Origin of the sequence: Paenibacillus yanchengensis (assembly GCF_042684845.1) — a bacterium.
Classification (GTDB): domain Bacteria; phylum Bacillota; class Bacilli; order Paenibacillales; family Paenibacillaceae; genus Pristimantibacillus; species Pristimantibacillus yanchengensis.
This window is the reverse complement of the sequence record NZ_JBHUMH010000058.1, coordinates 96,629-115,232: the sequence shown is the minus strand read 5'-3', so window position 1 is coordinate 115,232 and position 18,604 is coordinate 96,629. Positions and strand designations below refer to the sequence as shown.

Here is an 18,604-nt window from a genome sequence, read left to right as displayed (position 1 = left end):
CATAGTAGAGCATCTCCTAAGATAGAATAGTGCCTTGGTCCGGCCTATCTCTATCCTATAGGGATGCTTCATTAATTACAAAGTCTAAATTTAACGCTCTACAGGAATGCTGAGCGAAAGGTATACGGCTTAAAGGGTGAAGGGAAGATGGGGTGATATGTGAAAAAATGAAAATGTGAAAATATGATGATGAGTTGAATAAATCAATACTCACTAGTTGTTAAATTTGAAACCGCTTTAATTAGTGCTTATTGTTTGTAGGTATGAGCTGCTATACGATCAGAGGAGAAAGCACTTTAACAACATAGGAGGGAAACGATGAATCTTCATAAACGACATGTACGAAATGTAGAACCGCCAGCAGCGCATGCGATGCACAGTTATGATGAGCATAATAATGTTTTAACTTATTATTACAATGGTCAGCCTCTTATATGTTTCCAGTTACCATCTGGAGCTAAGCCGTATTTTAAAACATACTCTAACGGTAATATTCAAAGCACCCCCTTTACGCAACAAGTTTATTTATCGTTAGATCAATCAGCGCCAGTGAAGGTGACGTTTCAAGTGAGTGCGGAAGCGGTTAATATGCGTCCTCATCGAGCTGCGCAGCAGGAAGCGATTATTGGGCAGATTGGTCAGCCGTTACTGTATGGTGTTAATGGTATGTATGATGTGCTGCAAGATCTGTTGTTGGAATGGCATGGAGCTAGCTGGACATGGCAACAACAGCAGATGGAGCAAGATGCGGAGGGGAATTGGACCTGTACAATGATGGTTGCTGCTGGACTACAGCCTTTCTATATTAATTTGCGTATGCAATATTATCGGAAACATCTCGGTTTTGAGCAACATCAACCGTGGAAGTGGCGTCCTAAATTGCAACCGCGTACAGGGTGGAGTACTTGGGAAGCGTTTGCGCAACGAGTAGATGGTGAGGCAGTTGCCGAAGCGGCAACGTTTATGAACAAACAATTCAAACCGTATGGAATGGAGTTAATTCAAATTGATGACGGCTTTCAGATCGAGCCGATTCCACCAACGGCTGACGGAATTATTGCAGATTCATGGTTACAAACGAATGAAAAGTTTACTAATCAGCATGAAGGTTTGTTAGATAGTATTAAACAGCATGGATTTGAAGCTGGCATTTGGACTAGTGCAATGGTTACGAATGAATCGTTTGCCAAAAAGCATGCGAATTTATTTGAAAAGGATCTGTCGGGAGAGCCGTTATATGGACAGTGGATTTATTATACGTTAAAGAGCGAAATCGAGCTATTGCAGGATCAAGTATCCCCTTTATATCGAGGATTATTAGACAAAGGGTACAGTTACTTTAAAACGGATCAAATCCGTCATTATTTATTCGATGGTCTTCATGAAGTGGTCAAGCAAGGACTTATAACGAATGAGGAAGCAACAAAGCAATTAAGAGTTTATATGCAAAATGCGCGGCAAGCGCTGGGGGATGATGCTTACTTTTTGGCTTGTTGGGGCGTGCTGAGTGAAGTAGTTGGTATCGTTGATGCTTGTCGAATAGCGGGTGATTCTAACGCTGGTTGGCCAGCAATTACAAAGCAGGTAGTAGAGTCTGCTCGTTGGTATCACACTCATCGAATTCTATTTTTGAATGATCCGGATTACGCTTGCATGAGAACGGAGCCTGCTTGGGGAAAGATGTTATTGTCTTTAATTTCGCTGTCTGGTCAGATGTTGATTATAAGCGACAACCCAGCTTTATATGATAAAGAAACAATTCACACTATTCAGCGCTGTATGCCAGCAATTTCGACTCGAACTGCTGAGACTGGACCACTGGATATGACGGTTCCACTTGATCTGTCGTTACCATCATTTCGTTATGAACGGCAGGAAGGAATAGCAGCAGCTTATGCGATGCTTGGTTTGGCACCAGATGCGAAAGAATTGCCACAATCGTCGTTGTGGGCATTTCATTATGAGTTGCCTGGACGTAGCTGGGCGGTAGTCGGGAGATTTGCTGTTATTCCTTTGCCAGAAACCAATCAACCATTGTCCGGTTTAGCTTTAGATCCAGAGCAGCATTATTATGCTTTTGATTTTTGGCAGCAACAATATAAAGGTGTATATTCACAATCTATTAAATTTGAACAATTAGCGTTAGGACATTGTCAAGTTATCGCACTTACAGCGAAGCGGCATCACCCGCAGCTCATCGCTTCGTCACGCCACGTCAGTATGGATATAGTTAGTGTGGAGCGTGAACAGTGGGCAGAGGATGCGCGCGAGCTAATACTCGATATAAGCGGAGTTGTTGGAACGAGTGAAAGTTACTTTATTGCCGCACCAGCTACTTTTCAGTTGCATGAGTACAACAGTTTAGGCGAAGCAACTGATCCGAATCAACCAATAGTTATAAAACTGGAACAAGTGCAACAGTTGGAGCAGTTCGAGCAAGTGAATAGCTCCAGCCTACATGGCGATACGGTGTGGAAATTAACTGTTACATTTACAGAAGCGAGAGGTTGCTTGCGATTATCTTTTGCCAAGTAGTGTAATAGCGAAGAGAGTAACGTATTTGAAACAGTAAAAGGAGAGGAACAGTATGGCAGCATTAGTTAAGCGAGTAGTAGTTCTAGGATTAGATGGTATGGGTAATATGAACAGGCAAGCAAAAACTCCACATATGGATCAATTGTTATCCAAAGGTTATCGCACATATGAAGCTCAGACGGTTATTCCGACGATCAGTGGAGAGTGTTGGGGATCGATGTTTCATGGTGTAGAGCCGGAGCTGCATGGGCTTGACAATGCAGTCGCAGAACACGAAAAGTTTCCGCTCGATTCTCCATACCCTTCTTTTTTACAGCTGATTAGACAGACGAATCCAGACGCAATTATTGGTTCTTCATGCACATGGAAACCGATTAATGATGGCATTATTGAAGCGGGTGCAGTGTCTTTTGTTGCTAACGTATTTACAGATAAAAAACATATCGAAAACGTACAACAGTTTCTTGCGGAACATGATGATTTTGTTGCTTTGTATATTCATTTTGACGAAATAGATTCGGCTGGACATGGGTTTGGCTACGGTACGCCACTATATACGGAAGTGATAGAAGATACCGATAAGTTAGTCGGGCAAGTAGTAGCTTTGTTGCAGGAAAAAGTATTGTACGAGGATACGTTATTTATTATATTGGCAGATCATGGCGGTGGCGGAGAAGATCCGCATGGACATGGTAGTGCACATTCGCAAGATGCCACTATTTTTTGGGGATGCAGTGGACCTGGTATTAGGGAAGAGGCGGAAGGAACGGCACTCAACATTCAAGATACGGCAGTTGTAGTTGCGCATGCATTAGGTTTGGATATACCAGCTGGTTGGACGGCGAAATTGCCAGAACAAATTTTCCTATAGAGAGGTGAGCGGTACATGATGGATTTAAGTCATATTGCGTTGCCAGAAGATATGATCGAAAATGTGGAGCAAGCGATAAATAAATTTCGAAAAAAAGCGCAAGAAGATGAGGTTCACCTTATATTTGTAACGGACCCTCACCATTGGATTGGTGGAAACCAATTAAAAACGGCTAAATTAGTACAACAAGTGGCGAAAGAATTACCCATTTCATGTATAGTATGTGGTGGTGATTTTAGCGAAAATGGTCCCAAGTCCGATGTTGTTCGTATGCAAAAAGAAATAATAGACGCGTTCAAAGTAGACGGAATTCCTGTCCTTCCCGCCAAAGGCAATCATGATGATAATACTATTATTGATCATTTAGCCGGAGAACGTAGTATAGACAATGTAATCTTTCCATTGGAGCAGTACCAGTTGTTGTACGCTGACTTAGAGCAGCATGTTTCGTTCGATAAAGGGAATGAGTTAGGTTTATACATGTACTATGACATTCCAGAGCAGCATACACGAGTAGTCGTATTGAATGCGATAGATATTCCTTACTATGTCGCTGAAAATGGTCGAGTTGCACAAAATGGACAATGGGAGTATGGTTTTTCGGATCGCCAAATAAATTGGGTGAAACAACAAGTATTTAATTTCAGTGATCAGTCTAATCCCGAACGGTGGAAAACAGTCTTTTTTTCACATGTGTCTATGGTACATCGCGATATTGTCGGTGGCGATAATGAAGTGGACGGCGGAGAGAAGATGTGGAAAGTGATTAAAACAAATAAAGCACGAGTTCATGCTTGTTTCTTTGGACACGTTCATCATGATCAAGTAGTTGTAAAAGAAGGAGTTCCGTTTATCTCCTCCCTTAATGCTGTAACATATGGACGAAAAAGAGATTCTTTTTTGGAAACTGCTTTTGATATCGTAAGTATTAATATTTCCAAAAATGAACTTCGGATGATTCGTGTCGGTGCTGGAGAAGATCGTATCATTGATCTGACAAAAGAATAGTGAACATAACAAAGGAGCGGCTACAGCATGTGAGAGATGTTGTAGTTACGCTCCTTATTTGACTTACGTTACTTATCTAAATTTTGAAATTTATGATGCTGAGCAGGTGTTGTACCGGATATTTTTTTGAAATGTCTAATAAAAGTGCCTACATTACTATACCCAACTCGTTGTGCGACATCTTTCATCGCTAGGTCTGGTTTCGTTTCGATTAGTTTGATCGCTTGTTCGATGCGGACGCGGTGCAAATAATGGTTAAAATTAGTATCCGCATTTTTACGGAAATACATGGACAAGTAAACATGAGTTATCGAAAAATGATCTGCAACATAAGTGAGCGTTAAATCTGGATTATCGTAATTAGTTTGGATGAATTCTAAAATTTGATCCATTAATAAACTACTTGGCAAAGCATTTTGTTCTGCGATATATAAATAACCCTTTAATATTTGTTCATATAAGTAAGGTAAGTTGAAAGAATGAATATAGAGATCATGGTCTATCCCAATGTCGCTATCATTGATTTTTTTACTATTCATTATCACATATAACAGATCGTGTAAGTAGCGTAATATATTTTTTGCTTGTTCAAACGTGTGTGGTGGCTGGGCTTTCAAAATAGTTTTCTCGAAAAACAGCTCTATCGCATCTTTGTTACCTTTTAAAGTATAGTTTATTAATTCTTGCTCTTTATCCATCGATAGCTGTGAAATAGCAGCCGTCTGACTATACTTCGGTTTAAAGTCAAGCACATGAATAGCTTCCGCAAATTGTACACGATGTTTCATAATTGCTTGGTTAGCTTGTGTATTAGCTGTTACTAGTTGTTCTATTTTGTGATGAACAGCACTTATGCCACATAATATAACGAATTGTTCTGCATTGGCATATGAAAAATTTTGTTGTAATAACTCTTCGAGTTGTTGTTTTTGAGCCATGTAGCCGTCTTTTGTACTTTGTACAATAAACGTGTGTGTTGCAGCATGGATCGGCAGTCGATAAAACAAATGGGATTCTTCCAGCCACTGTGCTAGCAAATCGGCTGCTTTGTCACTATACTTTCCGTCGTTAGTCGATTCGATTAAAGCGATTACAATATAACTGTCGAACTTTTGCTGAATGCTGTGAAGTAGTGTAGGATCACTTTTGTAATGCCGCCCAGATATTAAATGTAATAACATATTTTGCTCCATAATATTGGACTGTTCATTGAGTGTTTGTTTCATTGTACCTGTCGCTGTGTGTAATTCGTTGATTTTATTAGTAATAATGTCATACTCGTTTTTGGTCGATGTTGTCAGAGCAGATTGCAACGTTTTCGTTATTTTTCTGAGAGGATGGAACATAGATGCGTTAACGATAACTAAAATGATGTTAGTGACAGTGAAGATGGCAAAAAGGATGACTGAAAAGGTGCGGGCTTGACGCAAACTGTCTTTAATTGTACTGTCAGAAATTAAAACAGAGTAAGAGAATAAGCCAAATGTTCCTTCGGGGGCGGTGTACTGCCCATTTTTGGGAAATAAATTATTAACAGATAAATCGTTGTTGTTAGCATAACCAGATTCTGAATACGCCGCAGTACTTACAATAACCTCCTTATTTTTATCGAAGAGGACGATATCGTTGTTGAGTAGCATAGTTGCATCCTTCAAGTAAGCAATGAGATCAGCTTTATTGATTTGGATAAAAATCGATCCTTCTGGATACATACGATACGTATAAATCATTGTTTTCGGTAAAGAAAAAATTTGTTCTGCATCGTTGCCTTCATGTATGCACTTACATGTTTCTGCACCGTTTTTGTCAGCTAGCGTTTTATAGAATATTTCTAAAGAGCTTGAGCCGTCATAACCGATAACCAAATCTTTTTCTGGAAAATAGGTAGATATTTGAGCTGAAAAAGGTAGCTGTAAATTAATTTCGTTAGTTTTGCTTTTGTATTTGCTAATAGCTAAATAATAATTGCTGTCAAATGTTTGATTACGGTTAATTTGATTCGTATCCAAGGAAGAACCTAGTTTAAAGACAGCATTTTTAATCGTTAACCAGTCGCCTTTGAATTGTGTTGAAAATTGTTTGAGAAATGTTTCATTAGCATGGAGCATTTGTTGATGTGCTGTTTGATTAATAAAGTTGTGTATAAAGATAAGTAGGCTGGAAAGCAAGAGCATAAATAACATATTGATAATAAAAAACTTTAAAACGACACTGCTTTGTTGAAAGTTTTTATAGACCTTACGTATAATTCGCACCATTCGTAAAGCCCCCCTATTATTTTTTGTCTGTTTGATTTTTATTCTACCAACTTGCACAGCATTCCAATCTTATCAGTAACTTTATCATAGTACAATTCAGAATATAGTACTACTGTTCATTTTTAATAATAATTAAGAGCTATATTAATAATTGCATACAAATAAACGAAATGAAAACGGGATATTACAATAAAATCAATTGATTATAGCTGTTTTTAAATATTAAAAACGAAAAGAAAAGATGAATTTTTAAAAGGAATATGAATTGTTGCCGATTGCTTAAAGGTTATGAAAGCGGTTATTGTTAAATTATGAAAGCGCTTGATAACAATTAAAAGCAAGTAATAACAAGTGAAAGTCACAAAACGACGATGGTTAACTATCTAATTGTTATGTAGGAGCAGCTTGTTAGACTGATTAATGGAGGGGTGAAATTGCAAACAAACATTGTCAAGCAGCCGGAACCGTTACTTAAGAAAAAAGACAATAGTAAAGTCGCTAATTTTTTTAAAACATTAATAAAGCAACGTTGGCTTGTGTTTATGGTATTACCGGGTTTTGCATTATTGCTAGTTTTCAAATACTTTCCTATGTATGGTGTGTTGGTTGCGTTCAAAGATTACAACATTAGAGATGGCATCATAGGAAGTCCATGGGTTGGATTTAAACATATGGAAGCATTCTTTGCATCACCGCTGTCATGGCGGATTATACGGAACTCGGTATTGTTAGCTGTTTACTCACTTATTTTTACTTTTCCGGCACCAATAATATTTGCATTACTATTGAATGAGTTACGGAATCGATATTTTAAGCGGACGGTACAAACGATTACTTACTTTCCTCACTTTTTATCAACAGTTATCGTAGTAGGCTTCGTTTTTGACATTTCTTCCATGAATGGTTTGATTAATAAGTTTGTGGCGTTGTTCGGGATGGAACCGAAAATTTGGCTTAACTTTGCTTCAGCATTTCGTCCATTATTTATTGGTTCGGGCATATGGCAGGAACTTGGTTACGGTTCCATTATTTTTCTAGCTGCCATTACTGGTATTGACCCAACGCAATATGAAGCAGCGGAAATTGATGGTGCGAATCGATGGCAAAAGCTGCGGTTTATTACTTGGCCAGCGATTATACCAGCTACGACGGTCATGTTAATTTTGAAAATGGGCTCGATATTAACGACAGATTTCCAAAAGGTATTACTAATGTATAATCCGAAAGTCTATGAGACCGCTGATGTTATTGAAACATATGTTTATCGAATGGGTGTGCAAGGTGGTCAGTTCGAATATGGCGCAGCAGTAGGATTAATGCTTTCTATCGTTAGTTTCGTATTAATTATTTTTTCAAATTACGCAGCCAAAAAAGTATCTGGCAATAGCGTTTGGTAAGGAGGGATCTCATGAAACTATACAAGCAAACGTTAGGCTCACGTACATTTGACCTATTTAATTACCTGTTAATGATTTTCCTCTGTATCACTATGTTATATCCACTACTTAATACGTTCTCGATATCGTTAAGTGATCCTACATTAGTAGGGCAAGGGAAAATCAGTTGGTATCCGAGAGGGTTTACGTTAGACGGTTATGCTTATTTGTTTAAAGATAACGAAATAATCCGTTCCTATTGGAATACAATCGTTTATGTTGTATTAGGAACAACTGTTCAATTATTGATGACGTCATTATTCGCTTATCCACTTGCTATGAGTCATTTCGTATTGCGTAAGCCGTTAGCTGTACTTGTTATTATAACGATGATATTCAATGGTGGTCTTATTCCATCGTATATGCTTATTCGAAATTTAGGTTTATTTGATACGATGGCTGTCATTATTTTGCCAGCAGCACTATCGGCATTTAACATTATTATTTTCCGAACTTTTTTTCAAGATATTCCAGCCGAGTTACGTGAGTCAGCATTTCTTGATGGTGCTAATGATATAACCGTACTCTTTCGCATTTACTTACCACTATCTAAGCCGTTAATGGCAACATTTGCTTTGTTTGGTGCAGTCAGTTTTTGGAATATGTGGTTTGAAGCGATGATCTATTTAAATGATGAAACGATGCATCCGATCCAAATGATGTTAAGGCGGATGATATTACAATTGGAAGATTATACAGACTTGGCAGGATTACAACGTTACGTCGAGACGACAAATGTTAATCCAAGAAATATAAAAATGGCAGCTGTAATTGTAACGATATTACCAATTATGTTCGTGTATCCTTTATTACAAAAGCATTTTGTATCTGGGATGATGATTGGTTCTGTGAAAGGCTGATAATGGTTAGTCTAAATGTTCCTATAGATTGACAAACGAAAAAATGGAGGGGTTATTAGTGAAAAGAAATGTAAAAGTTATGTTAAGTGTAATGCTAGCTGTCATGTTAGTGTTAACTGCCTGCGCCAAAGGTGGAGGCGGTAATGAAAAACCGAGTAATTCACCATCCACACCAGCAGAAACTTCAGCTCCAGTAGAAGGAAATAAAGAGAATAACGACAAAAAGTGGCCAGAGAAAGTAACGGTAAAAGCTTATATGTCTAGCTTTGGTGACGACTCTACAAATACTGAAATTCAACAAGAATGGCTTCGCCGGATGCAAGAACATGTTGGAGCAGAATTAGATATAAAATGGACTTATGTTCATAATGACGACTACAAAGACAAAGTGAAATTGATGGCGCAAAGTGGTGGCGGACACGATATTATGTCTGGAACAAAAGATAATGATATTATGTTCCAATTAGGTAACCAAGGTGCTTTGCTTGATATCGCTCCTTACATTGATGAATATGCACCAAATTACAAAAAGTATTTGGAAGCTAATGAGCACATTCGCAAAAGTGTAACGACAGCAGATGGCAAAATGTATTTCTTCGGAGATGGCTTCTTGAATAATACAGATATGGTCGCATCTGCTTATGGTCCAATGTATCGCTTTGATATTTTCCAAAAACACGACATAAAAATTCCAGAAACATGGGAAGAGTATTATGAAGCTGCGAAAAAGTTAAAAGAGTTATATCCAGATGTTTATCCTGTGAACGCACAAGAATGGCCTCCATTCCAAGATGCACACTTCTATTCTAATCATACGCAGCCAGACATCTATTGGAATGGTACAGAATTTGTGTTTGGACCAGGAGAAGAATCTTTCAAAGAAGCTTTTGAATTTATCGCAAAAATGTATAATGAAAAATTGCTTGATCCTGAGTTTTCAACACAAACCCAAGATCAGTTGCAAGAAAAAGCTACTAACGGAAAAGTATTTATGATTCCATTTGCATGGTTAGGCTGGAAAGAGAAGTATGCAGTAGAAGCTGATGGGGTAGTATGGGGTGGAGCTAGAACTCCAAAAAATGAAAAGTATGGCGAACCATACATGCTAGGACCATCATTGCCAGGTACTGTATTGTATCCAAATTACGGAACGATGATTTCGGCAGATACGAAGTATCCAGAATTAATGGTTAGTTTACTAGATTACCAATATGAAGAGTCGATGATTGAACTTATCCACTGGGGAATCGAAGGAAAAACATACGAAGTAGTCAATGGGGAAAAGGTAAAGATTGATTTAGGTGATGATGCAGCATTGCAAAATAAATTAGGCTACGGACCACTAGCTACAATTACACGACCAGGATTTGTATTCTCTCCACAATACTATGCAACAGATGTAGCAGGATACCGTGTACCGGAGAAAATGATGCCGTTTTTCGCTAACGGTGAATATTTAGAAGGCGTAATGGCACCACAAGATGGTACTGCTCAAGCTTATGCAGGCGAGGCAGCGATTCCAACTTGGGAAACGGCACCACAAATTCGATTGTCGAAAGATCAAGAAGCACAAAAAATTCAGACGATGACAGCGGTGAAAACGTATTTGGAAGAAGGGCTATTCTCGTTCGTACTTGGACAGCGTAGTTTTGATGAGTGGGATAAATTCCAAGAAGAATTAAAAGCAGTTGGTGATTATCAAGCTATCGTAGACATGATGAACGAAGAAGCGAAAAAGTAAGTAAGGAGAAAGAGCCTGGTTACTATCAGGCTCTTTCATATCTGTAGTGAAGCACGTTAGAGATACAAATACGATTATATCGAGGGATGCAAGATGGCTGATGTTGGAGAAACATTAGAGAGTGAAGCAATTCTAATTGATGTTACCAATTTTGGTGTTTGTCCTAATAGCTTCAGTGATCAAACGAAAGCGATTCAAGCGGTAATTCATTATGCTATCCAAATGAATCTACCTACGATTGTTCATTTTCCGGCTGGGCTTTATGAGCTGCACGCTAAATCTTCGACAAGAGCATTTTATAGTATATCAAATACAGTTAGTGAAACAGATCATAGCGATTTGGTGAAACATATTGGGATTCATATTGTGCAAGCGAGCCAACTAACGATTGAAGCTACCGATGCCAAATTTATTGTTTATGGGAAAATGACCCCAATTGTTATTGATAGAAGTGATCATATTACGATTACAGGGCTGACGATTGATTACAAGCGACCGACAATATCCGAAATGACCGTAGTTGGGCCAGGGGATAACTATATTGATGTGTCCATTCATTCTGATTCACGTTATGAAATTAACAACAATTCGCTTGTTTGGATAGGAGATCATTGGTCGCATACAGATGGAGCAGTCCAGCAGTATAATCCGAAGAATAATACAACATGGCGTATTGCTAATCCTTTGCTTACTACGACACGAATCGAAGTACTTACGGAACAATCAGCTCATGCTCATCAAAGGGGAACAGATCAACTACGGTTGTACTATGAAACAGATCAAGTACCGTCATTTACGATTGGTCATACGATTCAAATGCGTGATGGTATTCGTGATGAAGTTGGATCGTTTATCGTCAACAGTAGTAATGTTGTATGGGATAAGGTTACGATGCATTATATGCATGGATTAGGTATTGTTGGTCAATTTTGCGAAAACTTATCTTTTACACAGCTCAAATTAGCGCCAGAAGAAAACAGCGGTAGAACTGCTGCTGCCTTTGCTGATTTTATGCACTTCTCAGCTAATAAAGGAAAGATATCGATTGTTGATTGTTACTTTGAAGGTGCACACGATGATGTTATTAATGTACATGGTACTCATTTGCAAATTATTTCTTGTTCTAACGAAGGAAAGCAGATTCATGTTCGCTATATGCACGGTCAAAGCTATGGATTTCAGCCTTATTATGCGGGAGATGAGATCGCTTTCATTGCAGCAAGTAGTTTAACAGAATACGGTAGAAGTGTAGTGCGGTATGTCGAACAGTTATCTCCACGTGAATATTGTATTGAACTCGAACAAGCAATTCCACCGGAATGGAAAATAGAGGATGTTATTGAAAATGTCACATGGACGCCAGAAGTACTTATCCAAGGTAATACATTCAAACGTATTCCAACAAGAGGGGTGCTTGTATCGACTAGAAAAAAAGTTGAAATCCTCAATAATACATTTGATCAAATGTACATGAGTGCTATATTAATCGCTAACGATGCTAAAAGCTGGTATGAATCTGGGATGGTGACGAATGTTCGGATCGCTCATAACCGATTTGTTGCTTGTGGTAGTCCACGTCATAGTGTTATTTTGATCTATCCAGAAAACGAAGACGTTGCTGTTCATCGACCTGTGCATCGTCATATTGTTATCGCTAACAACCAATTTATACAAGCGACGAGTAGTATGTTAGAGGCGAAAAGTACAGCTGATATTCAGTTTTATAATAACGAAGTAATCGTACAAAAAAATCAACAAGCTGACGAGAATACGACGTCGGATTTAATGGGTGGGTTAGTAAAGTTGTGGGCATGTAGTGATGTAAAAATGGAAAACAATAGTTGGGATCAGCAATTGGATAAAGTTATATTAGCAAGAGAAATGCCGATGATTAACATTACTGTAGAAGAGGACTGGACGATTGTTCCGCTCTAGGGAGGCTATTTCAATGACAAAACAAGTACAGGTAGGCGTCATCGGTTTAGGCGGTAGAGGATTAGGTATGTTAAAGTCGGCTATTTTACCTAATCCTGCTATTAAAGTAGTAGCTGTCTGTGATAAATATGATGATCGCTGTGAAGTGGCAACTGGAACTGTCGAGATGCTACAAGGTTACCGTCCGTTTCAAACACAACATTATGAAGATATTATCGCCATGCCGGAAGTGGAAGCGATCATTATATTAACGTCTTGGGCAGACCATATCAATATTGCAATTGCTGCTATGGAGCAAGGGAAGTATGTAGCTTGTGAAGTTGGCGGGGCATATTCTGTCCAAGAATGTTGGAATTTAGTAGAAGCGTACGAGCGTACAAAAACACCGATTATGATGCTAGAAAATTGCTGCTATACTCGTGACGAAATGATGTTGCTTAACATGGTTAAGCAAGGTGTATTTGGTGAAGTCGTTCATTGTTCGGGAGGATATATGCATGATTTGCGTTATGAAATTTCACATGGCGTAGAAAATAGACATTATCGCTTGCAAAACTATATTCATCGTAACTGTGATAACTATCCAACTCACCAGCTTGGACCAATTGCGAAAGTATTGGATATTAACAAAGGTAATCGGATGGTGTCTTTAGTTTCGATGGCATCAAAGGCAGCTGGTTTACACGAGTATGTTACTAATGTGAAGCAGGACAATCAGTTAGCGAAGGTTGATTTTAAGCAGGGGGATATTGTAACAACGATAATTAAATGTGCTGGTGGTGAAACGATTACGTTAACGTTAGACACGACGTTGCCGCGTTACTATTCTCGTAATTATTCTATTCGCGGGACGAAGGGGACGTATAACGAAGAGAATCGGTCTATTTTTTTACATAATCACCATATGCACTTGGAATCAAAATGGCCAGAACAATGGGGAAATGTAGAGCAGTTCCGGGAAGAATATGAGCATCCAGTATGGCAGCAATATTTGCAAGAAGGGGTGCGAGAAGGGCATGACGGAGCCGATTGGTTAGTCGTCAAAGCATTCATTGACAGTGTGAAAAATAAAACACAAACACCAATTGATGTATATGATATGGCTTCTTGGATGGTCGTTACTGCACTCAGTGAAGATTCGATTGCCCTTGGTAGTATACCTGTAGCAATTCCTGATTTTACAAATGGAAAGTGGATCAACGAAAAAAACGAGTGGAAATAAGAGGAGGATAAACATGAGGTATCGTCGTTTGGGGAGAAGTGGTTTGCAAGTTAGTGAAATTGCACTGGGCAGCTGGTTAACTTACGACTCACCAGAAAAAGCTGCTGAAGTAGAACAAGTGATTCATACTGCTTATGAACAAGGTATTAACTATTTTGATACGGCTAATATGTATGCGATGGGTGCTGCGGAACAACTGATGGGTAATGCATTAAAGCAGTATCCACGCGATACCTACGTATTAGGTACAAAAGTGTACTTTGATATGGGAGATAAGCCAAATCAAAAAGGGCTATCGCGCAAACATATTATGGAACAGTGTGAAGCTAGTTTAAAACGGCTAGGAACGGATTATATAGATATTTATTATTGTCATCGCTATGACGACAATACGCCGTTAGATGAGACACTACGTGCGATGGACGATTTGGTTCGACAAGGTAAAGTATTGTATATAGGGGTTAGCGAGTGGCAAGCAGGGCAAATGAAAGACGCTGTAGCACTTGCAGATAAGAAAAACTTTGATCAAATTGTAGTTAATCAACCCGAATATAATATGTTTACAAGAAATATAGAGCAAGCGGTAATACCGGCTAGTGAACAGCATGGGCTTAGTCAAGTTGTCTTCTCTCCACTGGCACATGGCGTTTTAAGTGGGAAATATCGCAAAGGTGAAGCTCCACCAGCAGGTTCTAGAGCGGTAAATCCGGAGCATAATCACTGGATCAAAAGTCAAGGATTATTGTCAGACAAACGATTAGATCAAGTAGAGCAGCTACGAGATATTGCAGAACAATTGGACATTACGATGGTGCAATTGGCACTAGCGTGGAACTTGCGATTGCCAAACATCGCCAGCTGTATTATTGGTGCGACACGGAGTGAGCAAGTATTACAAAACGTTGCTGCTGTACATATTGATCTTTCGGAAGATGTGGTGCAAGCAATAGAATCGATATTGCGTGATGATATAGCGTAAATAACAAAATACTCACCGCTCGACTAGAGCAAGCGGTGAGTATTTAACTATTTATCGTTCGATTAGCTAACAACATGCAATGTAACAAGCTTAGCCAGAAATGACATAGGTGATTGTTTCAGCAGGTCCTTTGTTTCCTTCTTTATCAATCGCATATACTTCCACACTATACGTTTGCAAAGGTGCTTCGTAAGGAATGGGATAAGACCATAGATAAGTACCGTCTTCTTGACGACGCATGACATCATAAATTCCAAAATCGGTTATTCTGACTACTGCTTTATCCACTTCAAAGTTATCAGCAACATCGTTAAATTGTACTTTTAAACTAGCTCGTTCTCCCCGTCTTCCATCCGCAGGTGAAAAAGTTGCTTCTAATTGATATATGCTACTCATTGACAATACCTCCAATTAATTTAGTTTTGTACCGACCAGTCAGTTATATAATAACGCGAAAAACGTAAAATGTCAACTATAAATTTACAATTAAGTTACGTTCTATCGTTCCTTTCTATATGCTTACAGTTGTCATCATGTCATCATGTTTTTTTGCAATTGTTATGTTATTGTTAATATAGCAAACGTATTGTTTCGGATTAGTGTTGTCGCTATAATCAATGATATAGAGGGAAGTTGCGGAGGTAGAGAGCACGATGTTACAAGAAGAACGATATAAAAAAATATTAGAAATATTGAAATTAAATGATTCTGTCAAAGTAACAGAGCTTGTACAAGTACTAAATGTATCGATTGATACGGTGCGTCGCGATTTGGAAAATATGGAGTCCAAACGAATGTTAAAACGGGTACATGGTGGAGCGATATTAGCGGAAGATCATGGCGATCGCAACGCATTTACTTATCGAGATAGTAAAAATAAAGAAAAGAAAGAACAGTTAGCTACGCTTGCATGTACTTATGTTACGGAAGGGCAAGCGATTGCATTGAATGCTGGTACGACTAATTTGGAAGTAGCAAAAAAGTTGGTCGAGCAGTTTGAACGGTTGACTATTATAACGAATGGTTTGCGCATTATCGATATACTGTCGAGCAAACCTAATTTCACTATTATTGTCCCTGGTGGATTACTAGATCATGAAGAGTTTGCGTTGTATGGTAAAAAGTGCGAAGAAGAAATCCGAGGCTACAATATTGATCAAGCTTTTATTTCTATTAATGCGATTTCGATTGATAAAGGATTAACTGATTTTCGGATGCATGAAATAGATGTTATGTTAGCGATGATGAATAGTGCGCGACAAGTAAATATAGTGGCAGATTCCAGCAAATTCGAAAAAGTATCGTATATGAATGTTTGCCCGCTTTCTGACGTGACTAGAATTATATCGGACAGCTCACTAAATGAAGATGTTGTAAAGCTTTATCGTAATGCAGGCGTTAGTTTAAAGTATCCGAAACTGTAAAACTGTCATTTACAATATCTTCAATAATAAGGGATTACCCCTGTGAAAAAGCTTTCATTGCTTGTTTTATTGAGCATGAAAGCTTTTTTTACGTAATATCAACATTAAAACAAGCAAAAAGACGCAAAATAAATTGAAAACATGTAGAGGTTGTGCTATATTTAGGGCAATGTTTGAAATGAATGATATGGAGGGTATTATACGATGACTAATACAAACAATAAACAAGTGCAAGCTGTTATTTTTGACTGGGCAGGTACAACGGTAGATTTTGGTTGTTTTGCTCCTTTAGCTGCTTTTATGGGAGCGTTCGAAAAGAAAGGTATTCATGTAACGGATGATGAAGTACGTGGTCCAATGGGAATGAAAAAGAAAGATCATGTGCGTGCGTTAACAGAACTAGATACGGTGAAACAGCAATTTGTAGATAAGTTTGGTAGACAACCCAATGAACAAGATATAGATGATATTTATGCCGATTTTGAACCTATGTTGATGAATGTATTGTCAAATCACACGGATGTTATTCCTGGTGTATTAGATTTGGTAAGTAACTTGCGTAGTCAAGGAATCAAAATTGGTTCTACAACGGGATACACGTCCGAAATGATGAAAGTTGTTACGGTGGAAGCAGCAGCAAAAGGCTACAAACCAGATTATTTTATCGCTTCTGACGAAGTGCCATATGGTCGCCCTGCGCCATACATGTGCTATAAAAATGCAATTGAACTTGAATTGTTTCCGTTAGAAACATGCATTAAAGTTGGCGATACAGTAAGTGACATACTAGAAGGAGTAAACGCTGGAATGTGGAGCGTTGGTGTCATTTGCGGTGGTAGTGAGTTTGGTTTAACGGAAGATCAAATGAATAAGTTGGATGTAGCGGAGCTTGAGCAACGGAAACAAGTCGTTCGTGACCGATTTATTGCTGCTGGCGCTCATTTTACTATTGAGTCTATTGCTGGTGTAACAGAGATTGTAGCACTAGTAAATGAAAAACTACAAAACAACCAATTTCCACAAACGAGCAGCATAGGGGGAGCGAACTAAATGGGTCGTTACTTTAACCCTGTAGAAAGTTATTTTGGTGTTGGTGAGCTTAATAGATTAGGACAAATATTGCAGTCGGTATCAACACCTATGCAGCACATTTTATTAATTACACGTGGTGGAAATTTTGCTGAGACGGCAGAACATACCATCTTAATGGAACAATTAAAAGATAAACAAGTACAGACGTTGTCTGTGGAAATTGCTAATCCTGATGTGGAAGATTTGTATGCATTGCTACAACAAACAGGCGGGAAAAAGTTTGACGCTATTGTAGCGCTAGGTGGCGGCAGCGTGCTGGATTTAGGCAAATCGATGGCGGCATGTAACCATTTAACCTTTCAGCATGTAGAAGAACTGCGGCAAGCCATTATTTCGTCTTCTTATTTGGACAATAGTCATATTTGCCCTTGGGTAGCTATTCCAACAACAGCAGGTACAGGTTCAGAAGTAACGCCATGGGCTACTATTTGGGATCGAGCAAATGGTATCAAATATTCAGTAGATGGGAAACCGTTGTTTGCCCGATTCGCTATTATTGATCCGAATTTGACACTTAGTTTGCCGGTGCGAACGAGTATTATTTCTGGTCTAGATGCGATTTGTCATGCAACAGAGGCATATTGGTCGAAAAGTACAAACGTTATTTCTAGGCAATTTGCGCTGGAAGCGATTCGGTTAATTGTTCCCAATTTAGCTGCATTGTATGAAGATCCAACGAATGTGCAGTTGCGTACTTATGTTGCGCAAGGTAGTTTTTTTGCAGGGCTTGCCTTTAGCAATACAAAAACGACCGCTTGCCATTCTATTTCTTATCCGATCACTTTGCTGTACGGGATAGATCATGGGATTGCGGCAAGTATGACCCTTGCAAGTATGATGGAGTGGAATAAAGCGGAAATTATCGAAATAGATAAGTTGGTAGCAGCTTTCGGAGTAAAAAACGTAGCGGATGTAGCTGATGTGATAGCAGCTATTTATACAAAATCTGGTTTTTCTACTCGTCTACGAGACTATAATGTACCGCAAGACGGTATTGTTGATATTGTGGAGCGAGCTTATACAAAGGGACGTATGGACAACAATCCGCGTGCTATTACTAAAGAGCAGTTAGAGCAACTTTTGTTAACGATTTATTAAATAACGGTAAACTATTGATCACTGCTTCATAGGACAATTTCATTAGCTTTTTGTAAGTAGAACCTCTACTTCGTTGTTGCTATCAGCTTTTGCTGGTGCAAGTATACGAAATGGAGGTTTTCTTTTGTAAACTGGCTTGTTAAGA

At 38.7% G+C, this 18,604-nt stretch carries 14 protein-coding genes; 12 read left to right on the top strand and 2 right to left on the bottom strand.

Annotated elements, in window-relative coordinates:
- Positions 1 to 318 precede the first annotated feature (318 nt).
- The 3 genes from ACFSTH_RS16235 to ACFSTH_RS16225 are packed head-to-tail and all read left to right on the top strand — an operon-like array spanning position 319 to position 4,414.
- Positions 319 to 2,535, top strand: a complete 2,217-nt coding sequence (locus ACFSTH_RS16235) for a Sip1-related alpha-galactosidase (RefSeq protein ID WP_377769936.1) — start codon at positions 319 to 321, stop codon at positions 2,533 to 2,535.
- A gap of 52 nt (positions 2,536 to 2,587) precedes the next feature.
- Positions 2,588 to 3,406, top strand: a complete 819-nt coding sequence (locus tag ACFSTH_RS16230; protein WP_377769935.1) for an alkaline phosphatase family protein — start codon at positions 2,588 to 2,590, stop codon at positions 3,404 to 3,406.
- 15 nt (positions 3,407 to 3,421) lie between these two features.
- On the top strand, positions 3,422 to 4,414 hold the full coding sequence (locus ACFSTH_RS16225) for a metallophosphoesterase (RefSeq protein ID WP_377769934.1): 993 nt from the start codon (positions 3,422 to 3,424) through the stop codon (positions 4,412 to 4,414).
- A 68-nt stretch (positions 4,415 to 4,482) separates the two neighbouring features.
- On the opposite strand, the gene ACFSTH_RS16220 is transcribed toward ACFSTH_RS16225, so the two are convergent.
- Positions 4,483 to 6,672 (bottom strand): AraC family transcriptional regulator, encoded by a 2,190-nt coding sequence (locus ACFSTH_RS16220; RefSeq protein WP_377769933.1) that lies wholly within the window; start codon positions 6,670 to 6,672, stop codon positions 4,483 to 4,485.
- A 434-nt stretch (positions 6,673 to 7,106) separates the two neighbouring features.
- Between ACFSTH_RS16220 and ACFSTH_RS16215 the strand changes: the two genes are divergently transcribed.
- From ACFSTH_RS16215 to ACFSTH_RS16190, 6 genes are all read left to right on the top strand, one after another.
- Positions 7,107 to 8,069 (top strand): ABC transporter permease, encoded by a 963-nt coding sequence (locus tag ACFSTH_RS16215; RefSeq protein ID WP_377769932.1) that lies wholly within the window; start codon positions 7,107 to 7,109, stop codon positions 8,067 to 8,069.
- Between the two features lie 11 nt (positions 8,070 to 8,080).
- Entirely contained in the window at positions 8,081 to 8,968 is an 888-nt protein-coding gene (locus tag ACFSTH_RS16210; protein WP_377769931.1) for a carbohydrate ABC transporter permease, read from the top strand.
- A 58-nt stretch (positions 8,969 to 9,026) separates the two neighbouring features.
- Entirely contained in the window at positions 9,027 to 10,709 is a 1,683-nt protein-coding gene (locus ACFSTH_RS16205; protein ID WP_377769930.1) for an extracellular solute-binding protein, read from the top strand.
- Positions 10,710 to 10,802: 93 nt separating this feature from the next.
- Positions 10,803 to 12,644, top strand: coding sequence for an alpha-1,3-galactosidase-related protein (locus ACFSTH_RS16200; protein WP_377769929.1), 1,842 nt, complete (start codon positions 10,803 to 10,805; stop codon positions 12,642 to 12,644).
- 13 nt (positions 12,645 to 12,657) lie between these two features.
- Entirely contained in the window at positions 12,658 to 13,866 is a 1,209-nt protein-coding gene (locus ACFSTH_RS16195; protein WP_377769928.1) for a Gfo/Idh/MocA family protein, read from the top strand.
- A gap of 13 nt (positions 13,867 to 13,879) precedes the next feature.
- Positions 13,880 to 14,845, top strand: coding sequence for an aldo/keto reductase family protein (locus tag ACFSTH_RS16190; RefSeq protein WP_377769927.1), 966 nt, complete (start codon positions 13,880 to 13,882; stop codon positions 14,843 to 14,845).
- A 90-nt stretch (positions 14,846 to 14,935) separates the two neighbouring features.
- Here the strand turns inward: ACFSTH_RS16190 and ACFSTH_RS16185 are convergent, their stop codons facing one another.
- Positions 14,936 to 15,241 carry a hypothetical protein gene (locus ACFSTH_RS16185; protein WP_377769926.1) on the bottom strand — a complete coding sequence of 102 codons (306 nt, stop codon included), beginning with the start codon at positions 15,239 to 15,241 and terminating at the stop codon, positions 14,936 to 14,938.
- A 257-nt stretch (positions 15,242 to 15,498) separates the two neighbouring features.
- Between ACFSTH_RS16185 and ACFSTH_RS16180 the strand changes: the two genes are divergently transcribed.
- The 3 genes from ACFSTH_RS16180 to ACFSTH_RS16170 all read left to right on the top strand — a co-directional run bounded on the left by ACFSTH_RS16180 (position 15,499) and on the right by ACFSTH_RS16170 (position 18,459).
- Entirely contained in the window at positions 15,499 to 16,269 is a 771-nt protein-coding gene (locus ACFSTH_RS16180; protein ID WP_377769925.1) for a DeoR/GlpR family DNA-binding transcription regulator, read from the top strand.
- A gap of 204 nt (positions 16,270 to 16,473) precedes the next feature.
- Complete coding sequence (gene phnX, locus ACFSTH_RS16175) at positions 16,474 to 17,319, top strand: phosphonoacetaldehyde hydrolase (RefSeq protein ID WP_377769924.1); 846 nt, start codon at positions 16,474 to 16,476, stop codon at positions 17,317 to 17,319.
- Positions 17,320 to 18,459, top strand: coding sequence for a phosphonoacetaldehyde reductase (locus ACFSTH_RS16170; RefSeq protein WP_377769923.1), 1,140 nt, complete (start codon positions 17,320 to 17,322; stop codon positions 18,457 to 18,459).
- The last annotated feature ends 145 nt before the right edge of the window (positions 18,460 to 18,604 follow it).